Here is a 22,278-nt window from a genome sequence, read left to right on the forward strand (position 1 = left end):
TCCGGACCCGTCTTTGTCCGCGGGATAGGGCGATGGACTGGACCGCACAGATCGACGGGTATTGCGAACGGATGGGGCCGGGCCTCTGGGCGGAGCCGGTGAACGCGGTAACCAACCTCGCTTTCCTCGTCGTCGCGATCTGGCTCTGGCCCGCGAGCCGGGGGATCGAGCGCGTGCTCTGCCTCGTGCTTGGCGTCATCGGCATCGGCTCGGGGCTTTTCCACACGTTCGCAACGGGATGGGCCGCCCTCCTCGACGTCGTGCCGATCGCGCTCTTCGTCGTGATCTATATTTACGCGGCGAACCGGCATCTCGCGCGCCTCGCCCTACCGTGGGCCATCGTCGCGACGGCGGCGGGGTTCTTGCTGCTGATCCTCGGCGGGGCAGTCTTCGGGCGCGTGCCCGGCTTCGCGATCTCCGCTTCCTACTGGCCGATCCCGGTCCTGATCCTCGCCTATGTGGGATTTCTCGGATCGCGGAACGCCGCGCTCGGTCGCGATCTCGCGTTCGGGGCGGGGATGCTCGCGCTTTCGATCACCCTGCGGTCCCTCGACGAGGCGCTTTGCACGACGATTCCGATGGGGACGCATTTCGCCTGGCATCTCCTGAACGCGGCAATGCTGGGCTTCATGATCGCGTTCCTGAAACGCCACCGGCTTGAACCGGCCCTGCCGGAGCGATAAAGCGCTTCCGGACGCAGCGAGGGAAGGCACCATGTCGATCGACACGAACACCGCCGCGCGCATCGCGCGGCTCGCGCGCATCCGCGTGGAGGAGCGCGACCTGCCCGGCCTCGCCGAAGAATTCAACACCATCCTGGGCTTCGTCGAGCAATTGGGCGAGGTCGATGTGGAGGGCATCGAGCCGATGGTGAGCGTCACCCCGCAGCGGTTGAAGCGGCGCGAAGACGTTGTCACGGATGGCGGGCAGCAGAAGGCGGTTCTCGCGAACGCGCCCGACGCACGCGAGGGCTTCTTCGCCGTGCCGAAGGTGGTCGAATGAGCGGCGCGCCCAACACCCTGACCATCGCCGCCGCGCGCGATGCGCTGCGCAAAGGCGAACTCGCCGCGACGGAGCTGACCGAGGCTTGCCTCGGCGCGATCGAGGGCGCGTCGGCGCTCAACGCCTTCGTCCACCACACCCCCGATCTTGCCCGCGCGCAGGCGGAGGCGGCGGATGCGCGGCTCAAGTCCGGCGACGCGCCCGACCTCTGCGGCATCCCGCTGGGCATCAAGGATCTCTTCTGCACGAAGGGCGTGGCGAGCCAGGCGGCGAGCCGTATCCTCGAGGGTTTCCAGCCCGAATATGAATCCACGGTGACGCGCCAGCTTTGGGAGCAGGGCGCGGTCATGCTCGGCAAGCTCAACATGGACGAGTTCGCCATGGGCTCGTCGAACGAGACCTCGACCTATGGCGGCGCGGTCAATCCGTGGCGGCGTGCGGATGACGAGACCGCGCTGACCCCTGGCGGCTCCTCGGGCGGCTCGGCCGCCGCGGTGGCCGCCGATCTCTGCCTTGCGGCGACGGGCACCGATACGGGCGGCTCGATCCGCCAGCCCGCGGCCTTCACCGGGATCACCGGCCTCAAGCCCACCTACGGGCGCTGCTCGCGCTGGGGGATCATTGCCTTCGCCTCCTCGCTCGACCAGGCGGGACCGATGACGCGCGACGTGCGCGATGCGGCAATCCTGCTCGGGGCGATGGCCGGGCACGATCCGATGGACAGCACCTCGGTCGATCTGCCCGTACCGGATTTCGAGGCCGCGCTGACCGGCGACATCCGCGGCAAGACGATCGGCATCCCGCGCGAGTACCGCATGGAGGGGATGCCCGACGAGATCGACGCGCTCTGGTCTGACGGGCGCCGGATGCTCGAGGAAGCGGGGGCGAAGATCGTCGACGTCTCGCTGCCGCATACAAGCTACGCGCTGCCCACCTACTACGTCATCGCGCCCGCCGAGGCCTCGTCCAACCTCGCGCGCTACGACGGCGTGCGGTTCGGCCACCGCGCGCGGCTCGACCAGGGCGACGGCGTGACGGAGATGTACGAGAAGACCCGCGCCGAAGGGTTCGGCCCCGAGGTCCGCCGCCGCATCATGGTCGGCACGTACGTCCTCTCTGCCGGGTTCTACGACGCCTACTACAATCGTGCGCGCAAGGTCCGGACCCTCATCAAGCGCGATTTCGACGACGCCTTCGCCGCCGGCGTCGATGCGATCCTGACCCCCGCGACGCCGTCCGCGGCCTTCGGGCTCGGCGAGATGGCGAAGGCCGACCCAGTCGCGATGTATCTCAACGACGTCTTCACGGTCACGGTGAACCTCGCCGGTCTGCCGGGGATCAGTGTGCCCGCGGGCCGCGACAAGCAAGGGCTGCCGCTCGGGCTGCAGCTCATCGGGCGGCCCTTCGAGGAGGGCGACCTTCTCAACGTCGCAGGCGTCCTCGAGCGGTCGGCGGGCTTTGTGGAAAAACCCGCGCGGTGGTGGTAGGCTCGCGGTCAGCCCCGTCCGGAGGGCCGAGAGGATGCTGTCCATGAAACGTCTCGCCTGTCTTGCCGTCCTGGCCCTCGCCGCCTGCGCGCCTCCCGTGGCGGAGCGCGGCTACGGCGATCCCGGCGCCGCCCGGATTGGGCAAGGGGTCGGCCTCGGTGCGGATTACGGTATGGGCTATGGCGAGCCGACCTATGACGGCAGCTTCGACGGGGCGTCCTCCTCGGGTGCGGTCATTTCCGCCGACGAGCTCCGCGCGGCCGGATTGCCTGCGGGCGGTGCATCGGCGGGGCTGCCCGCGACCGATCCCGTCACTTCCGCGCCTCTCGACGCCCGGGCGCCCGTGTCCGTACCGGCCTCGGCGGGCGGCGTGAACGCGGCGAGCAGCCGGAACGTGGGGATCTCCGACGAGCAGAGCTTCGAAGCCGTCAGCGCGCGCGAGACGATCGAATCGGACGCGCAACGCCTGGCGCGTCAGGCGGCGGCCTATACCGTGATCCGTCCGACCGCCGTGCCGCGCCGCTCCGGCGCGGAGGGGCCGAACATCGTCTCCTTCGCCCTGTCGACCTCCAACCGGGTCGGCGAGCCGCTCTACCGCAGGGGCGGGATCGGCGGCGGGCGCGGCCAGCGCGCCTGCGCGCGCTACCCGTCGCCCGACCTCGCCCAGGAGGCGTTCCTCGAGCAGGGCGGGCCGCAGCGGGACCGCCTCGGGCTCGATCCAGACGGCGACGGTTTTGCCTGCGCCTGGGATCCGGCGCCGTTCCGCGCGGCGCGCCGCTGATCCATACCGATCGACCCTCGCCCAATTGCGGGCCGCGTCGGGACGACGCGGTGCCCGATCTCGTTGTCATCCACTATACCGCGATGGAGACCGCGGAGGCGGCGCTTGCCCGGCTGTGCGATCCCTGCGCCGAGGTTTCGGCCCATTGGCTGATCGACGAACGGGGCGTGCTCGTTCGGCTGGTCGCGGAGCCGGATCGGGCCTGGCATGCGGGCGCGGGCGCCTGGGGCGGAGTGACGGACGTCAATTCGCGATCGATCGGGATCGAACTTGCCAACCGGGCCGGCACGCCCTTTCCGGCCCCGCAGATGGCCTCGCTCGAGCAGCTCCTCGACGGGATCATGGCCCGCTGGGATGTGCCGCCCGAACGGGTGATCGGGCATTCCGATTGCGCGCCGGGGCGCAAGATCGATCCGGGACCGAAATTCGACTGGGCGCGCCTCGCCTTCGGCGGACGGGCGATTTCCGTTCCTCTTCGGGGTGGTGGGGATGCAGGGGACTGCGCGGCGTTCGTCGCGGCGATGCGGGTGGCGGGCTATACCGGATCGGACGACCCTGCGCTTCTCCTTGCCGCCCTGCGCCTGCGCCATCGGCCCTGGGCCGGGGGGCCGAGGGACGGGACCGACATGGCGCTCGCCCGCGATCTCGCGCGGCGCTTTCCCGTTGACCGGACCCGGCCCGGCCCGTAAGCGAAGGGCCGCGCGGATGGCCGGATGACCGCGGCGCCCTTTCGGGGCTGTCGAGGAAAGTCCGGGCTCCGGAAAGCAACGGTGCCGGGTAACGCCCGGGCGGGGCAACCCGACGGAAAGCGCCACAGAAAACAGACCACCCCGGACGTGTCCGGGGCCAGGGTGAAACGGTGGGGTAAGAGCCCACCGGGGGGCCGGCAACGGCGCCCGCATGGCAAGCCCCACCGGGAGCAATGCCGAATAGGGATCCTGCGGGCCGCAAGGCCCAGGGCCGCTTTCGCCCAAGGGTCCGGGTAGGCAGCACGAGCGCATCGGCGACGATGCGCCCAGATGAATGGTCATCACCCGCCGCAAGGTGGGGACAGAACCCGGCTTACAGGCCATCCGCGCGCCCCTTCCAGGTTGACAGGTCGACCCGGAGGCGTAAAAGGCGGTTTCCGACTATTCCACGGGTTCCGGGTCGCACCGGCCCCGCCCGACGAGGAGAGCATCATGGCGAAACCAACCACCATCAAGATCCGGCTGAATTCGACGGCCGATACCGGGCATTTCTACGTGACGAAGAAGAACGCCCGCACGATGACGGAGAAGATGGTCGTCAAGAAGTACGATCCCGTCGCGCGCAAGCACGTCGATTACCGCGAAGGCAAGATCAAGTGATCTGGCCGGCCTGAGGGCCGGTCGCGCCTCGATCGACTGACGATCCGGCCCCGTTCTTCGCCACCGCGGCGCGAACGGGGTCGTTTTCGTTGAGGCATCTCGCCGTTCACTCCCACCAGCGGTCGATCCGCGCGATGTCCGCGTCGCTCCAGCCGAAATGGTGGGCGAGTTCGTGGACGAGGATGTGGGCCACGAGATCGCCGAGCGCGATGTCGCCGCGTGCGGCCCATTCGTCGAGGATCGGGCGGCGGTAGAGATGGATCGTGTCCGGCCCGTGCGGCTGGTCCGAGACCGATTTCTGCGTGAGCGGAATGCCGTCGTAGAGCCCGGTCAGACCGAACGCATCCTCGATCTCCAGTTCCTCGAGCAGCGCATCCTCCGCGAAATCCTCCACGCGGAGTGCGACCTCGCGCGCGGCCCGGGCGAAATCGGGCGGCAGCGCGTCGATCGCCGCGCGCGCCAGATCCGCGATTTCCCCCGCATCGGGCGCGGTAAGCTCGTCGAAGGGCCCCGTCATCGCCGTCAGAGCCGCTTGAGCGTGCAGGTCTCGTAGAGCCCGTCCGTCGTCTCACGGTCGCAGAGGCGCGTGGCGTCGGTCATCACCGCGTTCGACGCCGCCGCGACGCCGAAGCGCAGGCAGTCGGACGCCGGACGGTCCTCCGCCAGGGCAAGGGTAAAGGCACCGACGAAGCTGTCACCCGCGCCGACCTTGGAGCGCACCTCCACGGGCGCGCCCACCGCGTGCCAGCTCCCTTCCTCGGTGGAGAGGACCGAGCCGTCCGCACCCCGCGCGACGATCACCATCTTCGCGACACCGCGCGCGACGAGATCCTCCGCAAAGCTGGCCGTGTCTTCCTTCGTGGGGAGGAGCCGGCCGGCGATCTCCTCCGCCTCCGCGTCGTCCATCCGAAGGAGATGCAGTGATTCGTGTGGCTTCTCGACGAGGTGATGGAGCGCGGGGCCCGACGTATCGACGATGAGCCGCGCCCGGCGTCCCGCAACGTGATCGGCGAGGATCGACGGGAAATCCTTGGCCACGCCCGGAGGCTGGGAGCCGGACAGGACCACGAGCGTGCCATCGCCGGTGGCCTGATCGATCGAATCGAGCGCGCGGTCCACGTCGCCCGATTGCCACGACGGCCCCGGCATGACGAAGCGGAACTGCGAGCCGTTGCCCTCGTCGATGACGGAGACCGATTGCCGCGTCTCGCCCGGCCCCTGGAACGCGACCGTCGCCACGCCTTCGTGAGCGAGCCTTTGAAGAAGCTGGGCACCGGTCGACCCGCCGATGGCGATGAGCGCGACCGCCTGGCCGCCAAGCTGCCTGATCGCGCGGGCCACGTTGATGCCGCCGCCGCCCGGATCGATCTGCGGCTCCGCGCAGCGCAGCTTCAGCTCCGGCGCGATGGAAGCGGTCGAAGTCGAGAAATCGACCGTCGGATTGAGCGTGATCGTCAGCATTGGTGCGCGCATGGTCCGTCTCCGTCGCTCGGGTCGGAGGAGTCATCGGGAATGCCCGCCGCCTATGCAACCGGGAAAGGGCGGCGCGGCGCTTTCTGGACATGGGCCGTCGCCTGTGGAAAGGGTCGCGCGACAGGAGAGACGCCATGACCACCACCCGCTTCGCCCCGTCGCCCACGGGCTACCTCCATATCGGCAACCTCCGCGCCGCGCTCTTCAACTGGCTTATCGCGCGGCAGGCGGGGGGGACGTTCATCCTGCGCCTCGACGATACCGATCCCGTCCGCTCGAAGCAGGAATATTCGGACGCGATCATGGAGGATCTCGAATGGCTGGGCCTCACCTGGGACCGGGTCGAGCGGCAGTCGCAGCGCCTCGACCGCTACGCCGATGCCGCCCAGCGCCTGCGCGAGGCTGGCCGCTTCTACGAGGCGTTCGAGACGCCGACGGAACTCGACCTGAAGCGCAAGAAACAGCTCAACATGGGGCGGCCCCCGGTCTACGATCGCGCGGCCCTCTCGCTTTCCGACGAGGAGAAGGCGCGGCTTCGTGCGGAACGGGGTGACGGCGTCTGGCGCTTCAAGCTCGACCATGCGCGGATCGAATGGGCGGACGGCATCCTCGGCGACATCTCCATCGACGCGGCGAGCGTCAGCGATCCGGTGCTCATCCGCGGCGACGGGCAGGTGCTCTACACGCTCGCGTCCGTCGTCGACGACACCGAGATGGGGGTAACGCATGTCGTGCGCGGCTCCGACCACGTGACGAACACGGCGACCCAGATCCAGATCATCGAGGCGCTCGGCGGGACTGTCCCGCAATTCGCGCATCATTCGCTGCTGACCGGGCCGCAGGGCGAGGCGCTCTCGAAGCGTCTGGGGGCGCTTTCGCTGCGCGATTTCCGCGCCGGCGGGATCGAACCGATGGCGATCCTGAGCCTGATGGCTCGGCTCGGCTCGTCCGACCCCGTCGAGCTTCGCGGGGGTCTCGACGAACTGGTGGAGGGGTTCGACATCGCGCGGTTCGGCGCGGCTCCGACGAAATTCGACTCGGAGGATCTGAAGCCGATGACCGCCCGCGTGCTCGCCGCGCGACCCTATGAGGCGGTGTCGGACGAGATCGCGGCGCTGGGCGTCCCCGACGCCATCGCGCACGATTTCTGGTCCGTGGTGCGTGAGAACGTGGGCACCCGCGCCGATCTCGCCGCCTGGTGGATGCTGTTTCGCGACGGGCCCGCGATGAAGGAGGTCTCTCCCGAGGATGCGGATTTTGTGGAGACAGCCTGGGCGCTCCTGCCGCCGCATCCATACGGGCCCGAGGCGTGGTCGGTCTGGACGGAAGCGGTGAAGGAGAAGACCGGGCGGAAGGGCAAGTCGCTCTTCATGCCGCTTCGTCTCGCCGTGACCGGACAGGCGCGCGGCCCGGAAATGGCGCAGGTCCTGCCCTTGATGCAGAAGCCCCTCTAGGGGGCCGGAATCGCCGGGCTCCGCGGGCGGGCATCGCGTCCGAGATCGGTGTCGGCGGGGGCCACGCGGCGCACCTCCAGCGTGTCGAGCCAGCGGTCTACCAATGCGATCTCCGCCGCCGAAAGCGTTTGCGCGCGGGGATAGAGTGCCGCGCTGCGGTCGTCGGCCACGGGCAGGTGCCAGTTTCCGGTCGTGCGGAAGAACCGCTCCACGCCGTCCTCCCCGAATTCGTCGAGGAAGCCCTGCACCACGACGTCGAGATAGCTCAAAAGGATCGGCCGGCTCTCGACATCCGTCGCCGTATCTACCGCGACGGCATAGACGGCGATGTCGATTTCGGGATCGAGCGGATGGCGGGTGCCGGGTGCTGGTACCCTCTCATAGGCCGCCTCCCGAAGATCGAGCGCGGCCCAGTCGTGGTTCGGCACGGGCGCGATGAGCCCGTCGATCTCCACCTCCGGGTCGGGATGCGCGGTCAGAAACGCGGCCGGGCGCAGGGTCGTCGCCCGCCATTCGCGCCGCCAGCCGGGCAGCGTGGCGGGATGCGCGGGGGCATAGGCGTGGGTGCGGCGATTGACGAGGCTGCCGTAGCCGAAGAAGTACGGGTCGGACATGCGCGCCGATCTGGCCCTTCGGAACCGGATTGGCAAGGGGTGGGGCGCTTGCCGTGCCGCGTCCTTCGTGCCAAGAGAGGGGGAGCGACGGGAGAATCCGGGCCTCGTGCCCGGTGCCGAAGGAGCATCCGCCCCGGTAAACTCTCAGGCAACCGGACCGTCGCTCGGGACAGACTCTGGAGAGTGGCGCGGACGCGCCCGCCGACGGGATAACGATCTCAGGCGCAAGGGACAGAGGGGGCATTTGGACGGGCGGATGCCCGCCGCTTATGCTCGGAGGGCCCGTGACAGATCTGAAGACCACCCCGCTCAATGCGCTCCACCGGGAGCTCGGTGCAAAGCTCGTGCCCTTCGCGGGCTACGAGATGCCGGTGCAATATCCGATGGGCGTGATGAAGGAGCATGTCCATTGCCGCAGCGCGGCCGGACTTTTCGACGTGAGCCACATGGGACAGATCGTCCTGCGTCACCGCTCGGGCGATGTGGAGGAGGCGGCGCGCGCGCTCGAGGCGCTTGTGCCCGTCGACGTCCTCGGCCTGAAGCCTGGTCGGCAGCGCTACGCCCTTCTGACGAATGCGGAGGGAGGCATCCTCGACGATCTTATGGTGGCGCGGCGCGACGATCACCTGTTCCTGGTGGTGAACGCGGCGCGGAAGGACGACGATCTTTCGCATCTCGCGACGCATCTGTCGGAGAGCTGCGAGGTCACCCCGCTGCCCGACCGCGCGCTCCTCGCGCTGCAAGGCCCGCGGGCGGAGGACGTGCTCGAGCAGATCGCGACCGGTGCCGCGGGAATGCGGTTCATGGACGTCGATAGTTTCGCGACCGAGTTCGGGGAGATCTGGGTCTCCCGGTCGGGCTATACAGGCGAGGACGGCTACGAGATCTCGGTCGGGGCGGACCGGGCCGAAGATTTCGCGCGCGCGCTCCTCGACCATCCCGTCGTCGCGCCGATCGGGCTCGGGGCGCGCGATTCGCTGCGGCTCGAGGCGGGGCTCTGCCTCCACGGCACCGATATCGACGAGACGACGAACCCGGTGGAGGCGAATCTCGTCTGGGCGATGCAGAAGGTCCGCCGCCCGGATGGCGGGCGCGCGGGCGGCTATCCAGGCGCCGAGCGCATCGCCCGCGAGCTCGAGACCGGGCCCCTACGGCTCCGCGTCGGCCTCCTGCCCGAAGGCCGGGCACCGATCCGGGCAGGCGTGGAGCTATTCGCGCGGGAGAATGCGGATGCGCCCACGGGCACGGTGACCTCCGGCGCGTTCGGGCCTTCGATCGAGCGGCCGATGGCCATGGGCTATGTCGGCATTGACGATTCCGCGGTAGGGACCAAAGTGTGGGCGGAACTCCGGGGCAGACGCGTTCCCGTCACCGTGACCGCCATGCCCTTCCGTCCTGCCACCTACAAACGCTGAGGCTTGAGCTGATGAAATTCACCGAGGAACACGAATGGCTGCGCCCCGAGGATGACGAGGAAAACGTCGTCACCGTGGGCATCACCGAGCACGCCGCCGAGCAACTGGGCGATCTCGTCTTCGTCGAGCTGCCCGAGGAGGGACTGACGGTCGCCAAGGAGGACGAGGTCGTGGTGATCGAGAGCGTCAAGGCCGCCTCCGACATCATGGCGCCGGTCGATGGCGAGATCATCGAGGTCAACAGCGCGCTCGTCGAGAATCCCGCCCTTGTCAACGAGGACCCGCTGGGCGCCGGCTGGTTCTTCAAGATGCGGGTCGAGGACATGTCCGACCTGGACGCGATGATGGACGAGGCCGCCTACAAGAAGTTCATCTGAAGGGTCCGGCCCACGGGCCGACCCGGAACGGAGACCCAATGCCCTTCGAGCCGACCGAATACGACCCCTACGACTTCGCCAATCGCCGCCATATCGGACCCTCGCCCGACGAGATGGCAGCAATGCTGCGCGCCGTGGGGGTCGAGAGCCTCGACGCGCTGATCGACGAGACGGTGCCGGGCGCGATCCGACAAGATGCGCCGCTCGATTTCGGTCCAGCCCTGTCGGAGCGCGAGCTTCTCTGGCAGCTCAAGCAGGTGGCACGGAAGAACAAGGTCTTCTCCTCGATGATCGGGCAGGGCTATCACGGGACGGTCACGCCGCCCGCGATCCAGCGCAACATCCTCGAGAATCCGGCCTGGTACACGGCCTACACGCCCTACCAGCCGGAGATCAGCCAGGGCCGGCTGGAGGCGCTACTGAACTACCAGACGATGATCTGCGACCTTACCGGGCTCGACGTGGCCAACGCCTCGCTGCTCGACGAGGCGACGGCGGCGGCGGAGGCGGTCACGATGGCCGAACGCGGATCGAAGTCGAAGGCGCGCGCGGTCTTCGTGGACCGCGAATGCCATCCCCAGAACATCGACGTGATCCGCACCCGCTGCGAGCCGCTCGGGATCGAGGTGATCGTGGGCGATCCGGCGGAGATGGACGCGGGCTCGGTCTTCGCGGGCATCTTCCAGTATCCCGGCACGCATGGCGGCCTTTCGGATTTCAGCGATCAGATCGCGGCGCTGCACGAGGCGCAGGGTCTGGGCATCGTCATCGCCGATCCGATGGCGCTGACGCTCCTGAAGGAGCCCGCCGCGATGGGCGCCGACATCGCCGTCGGATCGACCCAGCGCTTCGGCGTGCCGATGGGCTATGGCGGCCCCCATGCGGCCTACATGGCCTGCCGCGACGGGCTCAAGCGGTCGATGCCCGGCCGGATCGTCGGCGTCTCCGTCGATGCGCGGGGCAACCCGGCATACCGGCTGAGCCTGCAGACGCGGGAGCAGCATATCCGCCGGGAGAAGGCCACCTCGAACGTCTGTACGGCGCAGGCGCTCCTCGCCGTCATGGCGTCCTTCTACGCGGTGTTCCACGGGCCGGAGGGTCTGAAGGCGATCGCGCAGCGCATTCACCTCAAGGCGGTGCGGGTGTCCGATGCCCTGCGCGCGGCGGGGTTCGAGACCGGGCCGGAGAGTTTCTTCGATACGCTCACGGTCGAATGCGGCCCCTTGCGCGGCGCGATCTTCGACTCGGCGGCCGCATCGCGGATCAACCTGCGAAAGGTCGGGAAGACGAAGCTCGGCATCACGCTCGACGAGACGACGCGGGGCGAAACGATCGACCGGCTTCTCGCGGCGTTCGGCCTGCACGATGCCGTTCCTGCGGATGAGGCTCGCTACCGCCTCCCCGAAACGCTCCTGCGCCAGAGCGCGTACCTGACTCACCCGGTCTTCCACATGAACCGGGCGGAGACGGAGATGATGCGCTACATGCGGCGTCTGTCCGACCGCGACCTTGCGCTCGACCGGGCGATGATCCCGCTCGGTTCCTGCACGATGAAGCTCAACGCCGCCGCGGAGATGATGCCGATCTCCTGGCCGGAATTCTCCGGCATCCATCCCTTCGCGCCTGCCGACCAGGCGGAGGGCTATGCGGAGATGCTGGCCGATCTGTCGGCGAAGCTCTGCGTCATCACCGGCTACGACGCGATGTCGATGCAGCCCAATTCCGGCGCGCAGGGCGAGTATGCGGGGCTCCTGACCATCCGGCGCTTCCACGAGGCCAACGGGGAAGGGCATCGCAAGATCTGCCTCATCCCGGTCAACGCGCACGGCACGAACCCCGCCTCCGCGCAGATGTGCGGGATGAAGGTCGTCGTGGTGAAATGCACCGCGCGAGGCGATATCGACGTCGAGGATTTTCGCGCCAAGGCCGAGGCCGCGGGTGGTGACCTCGCGGCCTGCATGATCACCTATCCCTCGACCCACGGCGTCTTCGAGGAGAACGTGCGCGAGATCTGCGAGATCACGCATACCCACGGCGGGCAGGTCTATCTCGACGGGGCCAACCTCAACGCGATGGTGGGGCTCGCGAAGCCCGGCGAGATCGGGGCCGATGTCAGCCACCTGAACCTCCACAAGACCTTCTGCATCCCGCATGGCGGCGGCGGCCCGGGCATGGGGCCGATCGGGGTGCGCGCGCATCTCGCCCCGCACCTGCCGGGCCACGGGGCGTCGAACGGCGAGGGCGCCGTGAGTGGCGCGCCGTTCGGCTCCGCGTCGATCCTGCCGATCAGCTGGGCCTATTGCCTGATGATGGGGGGCGAGGGGCTCACGCAGGCCACGAAGGTCGCGATCCTGAGCGCGAACTACATCGCCGCGCGTCTCGACGGGGCCTACGACGTGCTCTACCGCGGGCGGGGCGGACGGGTCGCGCATGAATGCATCATCGACACCCGGCCCTTCGACAAGTCCGCGGGCGTGACCGTGGACGACATCGCGAAGCGTCTGACGGACAACGGCTTCCATGCGCCTACGATGAGCTGGCCCGTCGCGGGCACGCTGATGGTGGAGCCCACCGAGAGCGAGACGATGGCCGAACTCGATCGCTTCTGCGACGCGATGCTCGCGATCCGTGCGGAGATCAAGGCGATCGAGGACGGCGGCGACCGGGAGAACAACCCGCTGAAGAACGCGCCGCACACGGTCGCGGACCTCGTGGGCGAATGGGATCGCCCCTACAGCCGCGAGACGGGTTGCTACCCCGCCGGATCGTTCCACGTCGATAAGTACTGGCCGCCGGTCAACCGGGTGGACAACGCCTATGGCGACCGCAACCTCGTCTGCACCTGTCCGCCGCTCGAGAGCTACCAGGAGGCCGCCGAGTAAGCTTGCCCTGCCTTGGGCGGTGTCAGTCGCTCTTGGCCACCGCCACCCGGCGTAGCCAGTCGCGATGCTCTTCGATGATCTGCTCGGGCAGCGTGATCCGAAGCGCCCGGTCCGAGGCCGCCAGCGCGGCCTCGCGCATGGCTCGATCCTCGCCGGCCGCGAGGGTGGCCAGCGCCTTCTGCAGCCGTACCTGGACCTCGATCGTCGAGGCGCCGTCCCGCGCGATCGAATCGAATGCGTCCCTTACGAGGTCTTCCGATGTCACGGGCGGGATCCAGATGCTCGGGAAGTGCGGGCCCTCCCGTTCGTTCGGGGCCCGCTCGTCGCGGAACTCGCGCAGGACGCGGACGAGGCGGCTGATGACGTCGATGGCGGTGCCTGGATCATTGATACCGGGCGACAGGGCGCGCTGGGCGATCTCGGTCAGCACGATCACGCCGAACCGGGGATCCTGGTCGAACACGCGGTGACCGCCGATCGTGAAGGCTTTGCGCGCCGTGGCATCCTTGAGGTCGCCGGTATGCAGGATCAGCGGATCGCCCTCGGTGACGAACATGCCCGGTGCAGCCATCAGGAACACCTGCCCCGAGCTGTCGGCCGCCCCCTCGACCAGGGCCGCAAGATCAACGTGTTGAACGTAACCGGTCGTCCAGGCCGGGATGGTGAGGGCCCGTGCCGGGATCTCGAGTTGGCCCTCGGTGAGCGGCCGCGCGCCGAGGCAGGGCCAGTCCACCCGCTCGCGAACGGCCGCAAGGGCGGCGTCCTCGATCCGACGGGTGGTCTCCAACACACTGCCGAGATCACTCAACTGATCGATCCAGCGCAGGATCGCGGCGACCACGAGGGCGACCACGACCAGGGTAAAGAACAGGATTACCGCGGAGGAGCGGCCCGTATAGTACCCGGTGTCGATGACGATCAGGCTGACCAGCGAGAAGATGAAGGCGCCGAGGAAGCTGGCGAGAACGCTTTGGGTTGTCGAATCTTCGATCAGGACCTGGTGGGAGCGGGGTGTGACTTGACTGGACGCGGTTTGTCGCGCCGCCACCATGATCGACAGCGAGAAGATCGTCACGGCCAGCATGCTCGACGCGATGATCTTGACGATCTCCGACACAGACCCTTCGCTCAGATTGTTGGCGATGGCATCGGGAACGTATCGCGACAGAGGGCGCGCCAGCAGCGCCGCGACCACGGCGAGCATCGCGATCAGGGCGGCGCGAATCCAGAGTTTTCGGGACAGCCGCCGTATCCGGAAGAAGGTCTTCGACAGGCCTGCCTCGTTCAACTTCATTTCGCACCTTTCCCCAAAAGCCGACGACGGTCTCCATGGGCCACGCGACGATGGCGAAAGACCACGCCTTCACGATCTTGACAAGCTTCGTGGATTCGTTCACCCACCGCGCCAGTGGGGCCGTAGCTCAGTTGGGAGAGCGCGTCGTTCGCAATGACGAGGTCAGGGGTTCGATCCCCCTCGGCTCCACCAGTTTTCCGCATCATGCGCCGTGTCCTGCAGACCTTCACGGTTCTGCCTAGGCCCTCAGATAGACGTCGAGTCCTTCGAGTAGGTTAAGACAGCTTGAGAGCTGCGCCTTCGACACGAACTCGTCGGCCTTGTGCGCTTGCGCAATGTCGCCGGGCCCGCAGATCGCGGCTGCCATGCCGATCTGCTGAAAAAGGCCCGCCTCCGTTCCGAAGGCCACGACCTCCGCCCCGTTCGCGCCGGTGAGCGCGCACGCGACGTCGCGCGCCTCGTTCTCCGTGACGGGGGCGAGGCCGGCGACTTCGCCGATCACCTCCGTCGCGATGGTCGAACCGGGATGGACCGCGCGCATGGCGGGCAGGAGCACGTCGTTGCAGTAATCGCGCATCGTTCGGATCACGTGGTCGAAATCGGCCCGCGCCACGGGGCGGAGTTCCCAGTCGACCTGCGCGTCGCCCGCGATCACGTTATGCGCGACGCCCCCCGCGATCCGGCCGACCTGCAGAGTCGTTCCCGGCGGATCGAAGCGCGACCCGTCCGGCGCGCGGAGCGCAAGCTCGCCGCGGAGCGACAGGAGGCGGGTGACGAACATCGTCGCGAATTCGATCGCGGAGACGCCCTTGTCGGGCTGGCTGCCATGCCCCTCGAGTCCGCGGAAGCGCGTTGTGTACTCGCAGCACCCCTTATGCCCCTCGACCACACGCATGGAGGTGGGCTCCCCGATGAGCGCGAAGGCGGGCCGGAACGGCCAGTCCGTCATTGCGGCGGTGAGTTGCCGCGCGCCGAGGCAGCCGACCTCCTCGTCGTAGGTCACGCAGACATGCAACGGCCGGCGGAGGGTCCCCCTGGCATAGAGCGGCGCGGTGGCGAGGATCGCGGCGAGAAACCCCTTCATGTCGCATGTGCCGCGCCCATACAGCCTCTCGCCGTCGTCGCGCATGACGAAGGGGTCGGAGCTCCAGCCCGGCTCCTCCGCGGGGACGACGTCGGCATGACCCGAGAGGACGATACCGCCGTCCGTCTCCGGCCCGAAGGTGGCGAAGAGGTTCGCCTTCTCTCCGGTCGGATCCTCGAGGATCCGGCATCGCGCCCCGAGCGCGTCGAGCCGGTCGGCCATCGTGTCGATCGTGGCCCGGTTCGACGCGGAGGAGATCGTCGGCTGCGCGATCAATTCGTCCAGATGCGCAATCGTGCGGTCGAGCGCTTCGGTCACGGCTTCACGACGAGCTTGCGCGGATAGTTGCAGAGACATTCCGCGTGCCCGCCCTCGCGGATGAGGATCGTCTCCGTGATCTCGAGCCCCCAATCCTCCATCCAGAGCGCAGGCATGAAGTGGAACGTCATCCCGGGCTTCAGTTCCGTCCGGTCGCTTTCGCGGATCGAGACCGTGTGCTCGCCCCAATCGGGGGGGTAGGAGAGGCCCACGGCATAGCCCATCCGGCCCGACCGCTCGATCCCGGCCTTCCGCAGGACCGCCATCATGGCATTGGCGATGTCGCAGGCGCGATTGCCCGCCCGCGCGGCATCGAGGCCTGCCTCGATCCCCTCGACGAGCGCGGCCTCGGCGTTGAGCATGTCCTGTGGCGGAGTGCCGAGGAACACCGTCCGGCAGAGCGGCGCGTGGTAACGGCGATGGCAGCCGGAGATCTCGAAAAACGTGGCCTCCCCCGCTGCGAACGGCCGCCCGTCCCACGTCAGGTGCGCCGCCGCCGCGTCGGGCCCCGAGGGCAGGAGCGGCACGATCGCCGGGTAATCGCCCCAGGCATCGTCGACGCCTCTGAGCGCATCGCGGTAGATCTCGGCCACGAGGTCGTTCTTCGGCAGGCCCGGCTCCACCCGTTCCATGATCCCCTCGATCATCTTCGTACTGATCGCGCCGGCCTTGCGCATGAAATCGAGTTCGTCGGTCGATTTCACGGTTCGCTGCCAGTTGCAGAGGTTGGTCGCGTCGTGGAACGCGGCCTTAGGCATCTCCGTGCGGAGGACCTCCATCGCGCGGGCGGTGAAATAGTAGTTCTCCATTTCCACCCCGATCCGGCCCGCCTCGAAGCCGCGCTCGGCCATCAGGGTTGCAAGCGTCTGCATCGGGTGTCGCTCGTCGGACTGAATGTAATCGTCGGAGTAGTCGGACACGTGGTCGTCGTCCATCCAGACGGTCCGCTTCGCGCCGAACCCGTCCATCCGCCGCCCCCACCAGACGGGATCGCCCTCGTGGCCGAGAAGCACGCCCTGGTGGACGTAGAAGGACCAGCCGTCGTAGCCCGTGAGCCACGCCATGTTGGACGGGTTCGTCACGAAGAGCGCATCGAGCCCTTCATTCGCCATGGCGGAGCGAACGAGGCCAAGCCGCCGGTCGAATTCCGCGCGCGAAAAGGGCAATCGTTTCTCGGTCATCCATCGCTCCCCGCGGTCATTTCGGCGGTGATGAAGGGCCAATCGCAAGGCGGGGTCAAGCCGAAGCGCGGTGCGCCGGACCCGGTCGCATCAGAGGGCGGGCTACGGTGTCACCGCACTGCGCCGGCCCATGAAGACCACCGCGCAGACCCCCATCAGCGCCATCGACAGCAGGAACGGTGCCCCTGGCAGATAGACGGGGGCGCCCTTGCCGGTGAAGAGCCAGAAGACCTGCGTCATGATGAGCGGGGAGACGATCATCGCGAGCGCCCCGGCGCTCGTCAGGAGCCCCTGCAGGCCGCCTTGCGCATTGTCGGGGATCGCCCGGGACATGAGCCCCTGCAGCGCGGGGGTCACCACCGCGCCCAGCGCCGCGAGCGGGGTGAGGATGAGCGCGATCGTGCCGTCGGCGACGAAGGCCAGGACCACGAATGCGAAGGCGTTGAAGACAAGCCCGTAGATCACGGTACCCCTGTCGCCGAGATAGCGCAGGATCAGACGGATGAGTCCCGCCTGGACGATCGCGAGCGCGATGCCGAAGGCCGCGAGCGACAGCCCGATCATCCGCGGGTCCCAGCCGAAGCGCGCCTTGGCAAAATAGGCCCAGATCGCGGGATAGACGAAGAAGGCCACCTGATAGAGGAAGAACATCGCGACGAGCCGGGTCACACCCGGCATGCGGCCGATATCGAGCAATGCGCCGAGCGGATTGGCCCGCCGCCAGGCGAAGGGGCGCCTGATCCGGTCGGTGACGGTCTCCGGCAGGATGAAGTATCCGAAACAGAGATTGAGCGCGGCGAGGGCCGCGGCGGCGTAGAAGGGCGCCCGCGTCCCCCATTCCGCGAGGATACCGCCGAGGATCGGGCCGAGCACGAAGCCGAGGCCGAAGGAGGCTCCGACGAGGCCGAACCGTGCCGCCTTCTCCTCGGGCGAGGAAATGTCGGCGATGAAGGCGGTGGCCGTCGATTGCGTGGACGCCGCGATCCCGCCCACGATCCGTCCGGCGAGAAGCACCCAGACCGATCCCGCCATCGCGATCACGAGGTAATCGAGGCTCATCACCCCGAGAGAGACGAGCAGGACCGGCCTGCGGCCGAACCGGTCGCTCAGCGATCCGAGGAGCGGCCCGCAGAGGAATTGCATGAAGGCGAAGGAGGTCGAGAGGATCCCGCCCCAGATCGCGGCATGTGCCAGCGTGCCGCCATCGACCTCCTGGATCAGGTCGGGCATCACGGGGATGACGAGGCCGATCCCCATGGCGTCGATGACCAGCGTCATCAGGATGAAGATCAGCGGCAGGCGCTGGGACATCGGGCCTCCGGGGCGGCAGATGCAGGAATGGGGTCGTGTGGGCATGGAGGGCCAGGGGGGGCGAAGTCAACACTTCGCGCGGCGATCCTTTGCCGATTGGGTCTTTCAGGGCGCGCCGCGCCCATCTCCGGCTGTCGTGGAATGGCCGATACGCCGGACGAAATCGCCGATCACGTCCGCGACGTCCTGCGGCGCCTCGACGCAGGGCAGATGTCCCGCGCCGCGGATGAGGTGGAAGTCCGACCCGGCGATGAGGGCGGCCGTCTCCCGCACGAGATCGGGCGGCGTCGAGCCGTCCGCGCTGCCCGCGAGAACGAGCGTCGGCAAGGTGAGCCGCGCCGTCGCCGCCATCAGGTCGGTTCCCGAGATCGCGGCCGCGCACCCGGCATAGCCCTCGAGCGGTGTCCGCTCGAAAAGGTTCGCCCACTGGGCAAGATCGGGCGTCGCGCGGAACGACGCGGAGAACCACCGCTCCATCATCGTGCCGGAGAGCGCCGCGAGACCCTCGGCGCGTGCGAGGTCGATCCGGTCCTGCCAGCTTTCCGTGGTTCCGATCTTTGCCGCGGTGTTCGACAGGACGAGGGCGCGAACGAGGTCGAGCCGCTTTACCGCGAGGGCCTGCGCGATCATGCCCCCGATGGAAAGGCCGACGAAGACGCACTCGCGCACCTCCAGCCGGTCGAGGAGCCGTTCAGCGTCGGTGACGAGCGCGCCCATCGCATAGGGGGCGGGCGGACAATCGCTGAGCCCGTGGCCGCGCAGATCGTAGCGGAGACACCGGAGCCCCACGGGCAGGAGCGGCACCACCGCGTCCCAGACGCGCAGATCGGTGCCGAGCGCATGGGACAGCACGATGGCCGGCCCGTCGGGGTCTCCTTCGTCGCGGTAATGGACGTGCAGCCCACCCAGATCTGCGATCGGCACGGCGGCTCCTCAGGGTCTGTCTGCGTGGAACCCGGCCAGTGCCGTGCTGAAGGTCTCGGGATCGACATTTCCGCCGGAGGCGATCACCACGACCGTTTCGCCCGCGCCTTCCGTTCTGCCGCGCAGGGCCGCGGCGAGGGCGACGGCACCTCCGGGCTCCACCACGATCTTGAGATGCAGGAAGGCCAGGGCCATCGCGCGCAGCGCCTCCGCGTCGGAAACGACGAGGCCGGGCCCGCAGAGCCGCTGCATGATCGGGAAGGTCAGATCTCCCGGAGCGGGCGTGACGATGGCGTCGCAGATGCTTCCCGCGGCGCGCGCGTTGCGCTCGATCCGGCCCGCGGCGAGCGACCGGGTGACGTCGTCGAATCCCTCCGGCTCCACGGGCCTGGCCCGAAGCGACGACGCATCCGCCTCGAGGGCCAGCGCGATCCCGCTCGTAAGCCCGCCGCCGCCGCAACAGGTCAGAACGTCGGCCTCGACGCCCTCGGGCAGATCGGCCGCGATCTCCAGCCCGATCGTACCCTGGCCGGCGATCACCTCGGGCTCGTCGTAGGGGCGCACGAGGACGAACCCCCGCCGTTCGGCGAGATCGGCGCCGATCTCCTCCCGGCTTTCGGTCTCCCGGTCGTAAAGCACGACCTCGGCCCCCATCGCACGGGTGTTGGCGAGCTTCAGCGCGGGCGCGTCGGCCGGCATGACGATCACGGCCGGCACGCCGAGGCGCCTCGCGGCTTCCGCCACGCCTTGCGCGTGATTGCCGGAGGAATAGGCCAGCACGCCGCGCTCGCGGACATCCTCGGGCAGGGCGGTCAGGGCCGACAGGGCGCCGCGGAACTTGAAGCTCCCCGTGACCTGCAGGCATTCGGGCTTCACGAGGATCCGCCGCCCCGCGATCTCGTCGAGGCGTGGAGAGGAGAGAAGGGGCGTACGGCGGGTCTGGCCGTCCAGCCGTCGCGCGGCGGCGCGGATCGCGTCGATATTCACAGCATCGCCCGCCATTTCGCGATCACGTCGAGCGCTTCCGGCTCGTCGAGGAACGGGACATGCCCGCGGCCCGGCACCTCCGCCACGATCATGTCCGGACGCCGCTCGCACATCTTGGCAAGCGTTTCGGAGCTCAGGAGGTCCGAGTTCGAGCCCCGGATGACGGCAAGCGGCAATTCGGAAGCCGCATCGAACCACGGCCAGAGGTCGAGCGGGGCCGTGTCCGGATCGGGCTCTACGACGGTTTGCGCGAGAGCGGGGTCGTAGTTGATCGCGAGGCCCTCCGGGGCCTCCACGTAGTGCTTCTCGACTTCCTCGACCCAGCGGCTTTCCGGTACGCCTTCGAACCCGGCCATCAGGCCGGCACGGGCCGCTACGGCTTCCTTCCGGTTCGCATGGCCCGGATTGCGCCCCACGTAGGACCGGATCGCGGCCATTCCTTCGGGCGCGATCTCCGGACCGATATCGACGAGGCAGATGCCCGCCAGCCGGTCCTTCGCCATCGCGGCCATCAGGAGCGCGATGAGCCCGCCGCGGGACGTTCCGATGACGGCTGCGCGGTCGAGACCGAGATGATCGAGAAGTTCCACGACGTCGCGGCTTTCAACCGGGATCGTGTAGCTTTCGGGAGCGCCCCAGTCCGACTTGCCGCGTCCGCGGTAATCGAGCGCGATCTTGCGCGCATCCGCCAGATGCGGCCAGAGATAGTCGAAATCCGTGCTGTTGCGCGTCAGACCCGACAGGCAGAGGATCGGCGTGCCCGTCCCCTCGTCGCGGTAATGCAGGCGGAGCCCGTCGGAGGTCGTGAAATCTGCCATCGATGCCCTCGTCATTCGGAATATGCAGAGTGGCACGAGGCGACGGACGGAGACAAGCGCGAGAAAGCCGGAGGATTTCTTGTCCGACCGGCTTGTCGATGAAGGAATCTGGGTATCCGGGTTTACATCGTCGTGATCGACCCCACGTGGTGAGGCGAGCACGGAAGCACCCGCCGAGATTGGCGGCCTTTCAAACCAAGTTTTCCCTACGAAAGGACACAGCATGAGCCAGGTGAAACCAGGCGACACCATCCGTATGCACTACTCGGGCAGCCTCTCCGACGGCACGACCTTCGATTCGAGCCAGGGCCGCGATCCGCTGGAATTCACCGTGGGCTCAGGCCAGATCATTCCCGGCCTCGACAGCGCCGTGACCGGCATGTCCGTGGGCGACGAGAAGACCGTCAAGGTCTCCCCTGAGGAAGCGTATGGCGCGCGTGACCCCGGTCGGGTTCAGGCCGTCCCGCGGGAGCAGATCCCCGCCGACATTCCTGTCGATCCGGGCACGCAACTGCAGATGCAGACCCCCGATGGGCAGACGATGCCGGTGATGGTCGCCGCGTCCAACGACACCGAGGTGACGCTCGACGCGAACCACCCGCTCGCCGGTCAGGAACTGACCTTCGATGTCGAGCTCGTTGAGATCAAGTAAGGCGTTTCGCCTGTCCCGAGACGAAAGAGCCGCTGGTGCGCATCCGGCGGCTCTTTTTCGTTCCGGCGAGTGTATCGGTCGCGCTCAGAGGTTCTCCGATTGCGGCATGCCGAGGACGTGGTAGCCGCCATCAACTCGGATGATCTCTCCGGTCGTGCAGGCGCCGGCCTCCGAGGCGAGGTAGACCGCCGTGCCGCCGATCGCCGCAAGCGTGGCATTCTTGCGCATCGGGGCGTTCTGATCGGTATGTTTGAAGGTCTTCCGCGCACCGCCGATGGCCGCGCCCGCCAGCGTCTTCATGGGGCCGGGCGAGATCGCGTTGACCCTTATCCCGTCGGGACCGAGGTCGTTCGCGAGATAGCGCACCGCCGATTCGAGGGCCGCCTTCGCCACGCCCATCACGTTGTAGAAGGGGGTGACCCGGTTCGACCCCTGGTAGGTCATGGTGAGGATGGTCCCGCCCTCGGGCATCAGGTCCGACGCGCGGCGTGCCACGTCGATGAGCGAATAGCACGAGATAGACAGCGAATGTCGGAAGTTCTCCCGCGTCGTGTTGATGAACCGTCCCTTCAACTCCTCCTTCGAGGAATAGGCGATCGCGTGTACGATGAAGTCGAGGCTGCCCCAGCGATCCTTCAGCGTCGCGAAGGCCGCGTCCATCGAGGCGTCGTCGGTCACGTCGACATCGAGCAGGAGATCGCTGCCGAGCGAGGTCGCGAGCGGCTCGACGCGCTTGCCGAAATGCTCGCCCTGGTAGGAGAAGGCGAGTTCCGCCCCTTCGGCGGCCATGGCCTTGGCGATGCCCCAGGCGATCGAGTGATCGTTGGCCACGCCCATGATGAGACCGCGCTTGCCCGTCAAAAGATCGGCCATGC

Annotated in this window: 22 protein-coding genes, 1 tRNA gene, 1 other RNA gene and 1 riboswitch; of the genes, 13 read left to right on the plus strand and 11 right to left on the minus strand. The window is 68.1% G+C overall.

Annotated elements, in window-relative coordinates; all coding sequences use genetic code 11:
- The first annotated feature begins 32 nt into the window (after nucleotides 1-32).
- The 7 genes from LX81_RS00890 (at nucleotide 33) to rpmG (ending at nucleotide 4,619) form a co-directional block, all read left to right on the plus strand.
- Nucleotides 33-683, plus strand: a complete 651-nt coding sequence (locus LX81_RS00890) for a ceramidase domain-containing protein (RefSeq protein ID WP_111535397.1) — start codon at nucleotides 33-35, stop codon at nucleotides 681-683.
- A gap of 31 nt (nucleotides 684-714) precedes the next feature.
- On the plus strand, nucleotides 715-1,002 hold the full coding sequence (gene gatC / locus LX81_RS00895) for an Asp-tRNA(Asn)/Glu-tRNA(Gln) amidotransferase subunit GatC (RefSeq protein ID WP_111535398.1): 288 nt from the start codon (nucleotides 715-717) through the stop codon (nucleotides 1,000-1,002).
- Complete coding sequence (gene gatA / locus LX81_RS00900) at nucleotides 999-2,489, plus strand: Asp-tRNA(Asn)/Glu-tRNA(Gln) amidotransferase subunit GatA (protein ID WP_111535399.1); 1,491 nt, start codon at nucleotides 999-1,001, stop codon at nucleotides 2,487-2,489. The genes gatC and gatA overlap by 4 nt, the downstream gene beginning before the upstream one ends.
- Before the next feature lie 43 nt (nucleotides 2,490-2,532).
- A complete protein-coding gene (locus tag LX81_RS00905; protein WP_234822439.1) occupies nucleotides 2,533-3,270 on the plus strand; it encodes a hypothetical protein in 738 nt (245 codons plus the stop codon).
- Between the two features lie 50 nt (nucleotides 3,271-3,320).
- Complete coding sequence (locus LX81_RS00910) at nucleotides 3,321-3,959, plus strand: N-acetylmuramoyl-L-alanine amidase (RefSeq protein WP_272939463.1); 639 nt, start codon at nucleotides 3,321-3,323, stop codon at nucleotides 3,957-3,959.
- Nucleotides 3,960-3,971: 12 nt separating this feature from the next.
- Nucleotides 3,972-4,351, plus strand: an RNA gene (gene rnpB, locus LX81_RS00915) — RNase P RNA component class A.
- A gap of 100 nt (nucleotides 4,352-4,451) precedes the next feature.
- Nucleotides 4,452-4,619, plus strand: coding sequence for a 50S ribosomal protein L33 (gene rpmG / locus LX81_RS00920; protein ID WP_111535402.1), 168 nt, complete (start codon nucleotides 4,452-4,454; stop codon nucleotides 4,617-4,619).
- Between the two features lie 106 nt (nucleotides 4,620-4,725).
- Here the strand turns inward: rpmG and LX81_RS00925 are convergent, their stop codons facing one another.
- Both LX81_RS00925 and LX81_RS00930 read right to left on the minus strand, forming a co-directional pair.
- Entirely contained in the window at nucleotides 4,726-5,136 is a 411-nt protein-coding gene (locus tag LX81_RS00925) for a metallopeptidase family protein (protein ID WP_111535403.1), read from the minus strand.
- 5 nt (nucleotides 5,137-5,141) lie between these two features.
- Nucleotides 5,142-6,092: a 1-phosphofructokinase family hexose kinase gene (locus LX81_RS00930; RefSeq protein ID WP_111535404.1), complete on the minus strand. Its 951-nt coding sequence runs from the start codon at nucleotides 6,090-6,092 to the stop codon at nucleotides 5,142-5,144.
- A 134-nt stretch (nucleotides 6,093-6,226) separates the two neighbouring features.
- Between LX81_RS00930 and gltX the strand changes: the two genes are divergently transcribed.
- Nucleotides 6,227-7,546 (plus strand): glutamate--tRNA ligase, encoded by a 1,320-nt coding sequence (gene gltX, locus LX81_RS00935; RefSeq protein ID WP_111535405.1) that lies wholly within the window; start codon nucleotides 6,227-6,229, stop codon nucleotides 7,544-7,546.
- On the opposite strand, the gene LX81_RS00940 is transcribed toward gltX, so the two are convergent.
- The gene (locus LX81_RS00940; RefSeq protein WP_234822440.1) at nucleotides 7,543-8,160 is read right to left on the minus strand and encodes a gamma-glutamylcyclotransferase family protein; all 618 of its coding nucleotides are present in this window, start codon (nucleotides 8,158-8,160) and stop codon (nucleotides 7,543-7,545) included. The genes gltX and LX81_RS00940 overlap by 4 nt on opposite strands.
- 78 nt (nucleotides 8,161-8,238) lie before the next feature.
- A riboswitch (glycine riboswitch) is annotated at nucleotides 8,239-8,330 on the plus strand.
- Between the two features lie 114 nt (nucleotides 8,331-8,444).
- Between LX81_RS00940 and gcvT the strand changes: the two genes are divergently transcribed.
- From gcvT to gcvP, 3 genes are read left to right on the plus strand one after another with little or no spacing between them, the layout of a single operon-like run.
- Nucleotides 8,445-9,575: a glycine cleavage system aminomethyltransferase GcvT gene (gene gcvT, locus LX81_RS00945; protein ID WP_211322678.1), complete on the plus strand. Its 1,131-nt coding sequence runs from the start codon at nucleotides 8,445-8,447 to the stop codon at nucleotides 9,573-9,575.
- An 11-nt stretch (nucleotides 9,576-9,586) separates the two neighbouring features.
- On the plus strand, nucleotides 9,587-9,952 hold the full coding sequence (gcvH, locus tag LX81_RS00950; RefSeq protein ID WP_111535407.1) for a glycine cleavage system protein GcvH: 366 nt from the start codon (nucleotides 9,587-9,589) through the stop codon (nucleotides 9,950-9,952).
- Between the two features lie 38 nt (nucleotides 9,953-9,990).
- The gene (gene gcvP / locus LX81_RS00955; RefSeq protein ID WP_111535408.1) at nucleotides 9,991-12,834 is read left to right on the plus strand and encodes an aminomethyl-transferring glycine dehydrogenase; all 2,844 of its coding nucleotides are present in this window, start codon (nucleotides 9,991-9,993) and stop codon (nucleotides 12,832-12,834) included.
- A 22-nt stretch (nucleotides 12,835-12,856) separates the two neighbouring features.
- On the opposite strand, the gene LX81_RS00960 is transcribed toward gcvP, so the two are convergent.
- Complete coding sequence (locus LX81_RS00960) at nucleotides 12,857-14,128, minus strand: DUF2254 domain-containing protein (RefSeq protein WP_111535409.1); 1,272 nt, start codon at nucleotides 14,126-14,128, stop codon at nucleotides 12,857-12,859.
- A gap of 116 nt (nucleotides 14,129-14,244) precedes the next feature.
- On the opposite strand from LX81_RS00960, the gene LX81_RS00965 reads away from it, so the two are divergent.
- A tRNA-Ala gene (locus LX81_RS00965) sits at nucleotides 14,245-14,320 on the plus strand.
- 46 nt (nucleotides 14,321-14,366) lie between these two features.
- Here the strand turns inward: LX81_RS00965 and argE are convergent.
- The 6 genes from argE to LX81_RS00995 form a co-directional block, all read right to left on the minus strand.
- Nucleotides 14,367-15,530 (minus strand): acetylornithine deacetylase, encoded by a 1,164-nt coding sequence (gene argE, locus LX81_RS00970; RefSeq protein ID WP_234822441.1) that lies wholly within the window; start codon nucleotides 15,528-15,530, stop codon nucleotides 14,367-14,369.
- Nucleotides 15,527-16,711 carry a M24 family metallopeptidase gene (locus tag LX81_RS00975; RefSeq protein ID WP_111535411.1) on the minus strand — a complete coding sequence of 395 codons (1,185 nt, stop codon included), beginning with the start codon at nucleotides 16,709-16,711 and terminating at the stop codon, nucleotides 15,527-15,529. The genes argE and LX81_RS00975 overlap by 4 nt, the downstream gene beginning before the upstream one ends.
- Nucleotides 16,712-16,813: 102 nt before the next feature.
- Nucleotides 16,814-18,022, minus strand: a complete 1,209-nt coding sequence (locus LX81_RS00980) for a TCR/Tet family MFS transporter (protein WP_111535412.1) — start codon at nucleotides 18,020-18,022, stop codon at nucleotides 16,814-16,816.
- Nucleotides 18,023-18,127: 105 nt separating this feature from the next.
- Nucleotides 18,128-18,946: a 3-oxoadipate enol-lactonase gene (gene pcaD / locus LX81_RS00985; protein ID WP_111535413.1), complete on the minus strand. Its 819-nt coding sequence runs from the start codon at nucleotides 18,944-18,946 to the stop codon at nucleotides 18,128-18,130.
- Nucleotides 18,947-18,955: 9 nt separating this feature from the next.
- Complete coding sequence (locus LX81_RS00990; protein ID WP_234822442.1) at nucleotides 18,956-19,948, minus strand: threonine ammonia-lyase; 993 nt, start codon at nucleotides 19,946-19,948, stop codon at nucleotides 18,956-18,958.
- Nucleotides 19,930-20,751, minus strand: a complete 822-nt coding sequence (locus LX81_RS00995; protein WP_111535414.1) for an alpha/beta fold hydrolase — start codon at nucleotides 20,749-20,751, stop codon at nucleotides 19,930-19,932. The genes LX81_RS00990 and LX81_RS00995 overlap by 19 nt, the downstream gene beginning before the upstream one ends.
- Nucleotides 20,752-20,974: 223 nt before the next feature.
- On the opposite strand from LX81_RS00995, the gene LX81_RS01000 reads away from it, so the two are divergent.
- Nucleotides 20,975-21,403, plus strand: a complete 429-nt coding sequence (locus LX81_RS01000) for an FKBP-type peptidyl-prolyl cis-trans isomerase (RefSeq protein ID WP_111535415.1) — start codon at nucleotides 20,975-20,977, stop codon at nucleotides 21,401-21,403.
- A gap of 84 nt (nucleotides 21,404-21,487) precedes the next feature.
- On the opposite strand, the gene LX81_RS01005 is transcribed toward LX81_RS01000, so the two are convergent.
- Nucleotides 21,488-22,276: an enoyl-ACP reductase FabI gene (locus tag LX81_RS01005; protein ID WP_111535416.1), complete on the minus strand. Its 789-nt coding sequence runs from the start codon at nucleotides 22,274-22,276 to the stop codon at nucleotides 21,488-21,490.
- Nucleotides 22,277-22,278: the final 2 nt, after the last annotated feature.

This window comes from Palleronia aestuarii (assembly GCF_003253995.1).
Taxonomy (GTDB): domain Bacteria; phylum Pseudomonadota; class Alphaproteobacteria; order Rhodobacterales; family Rhodobacteraceae; genus Palleronia; species Palleronia aestuarii.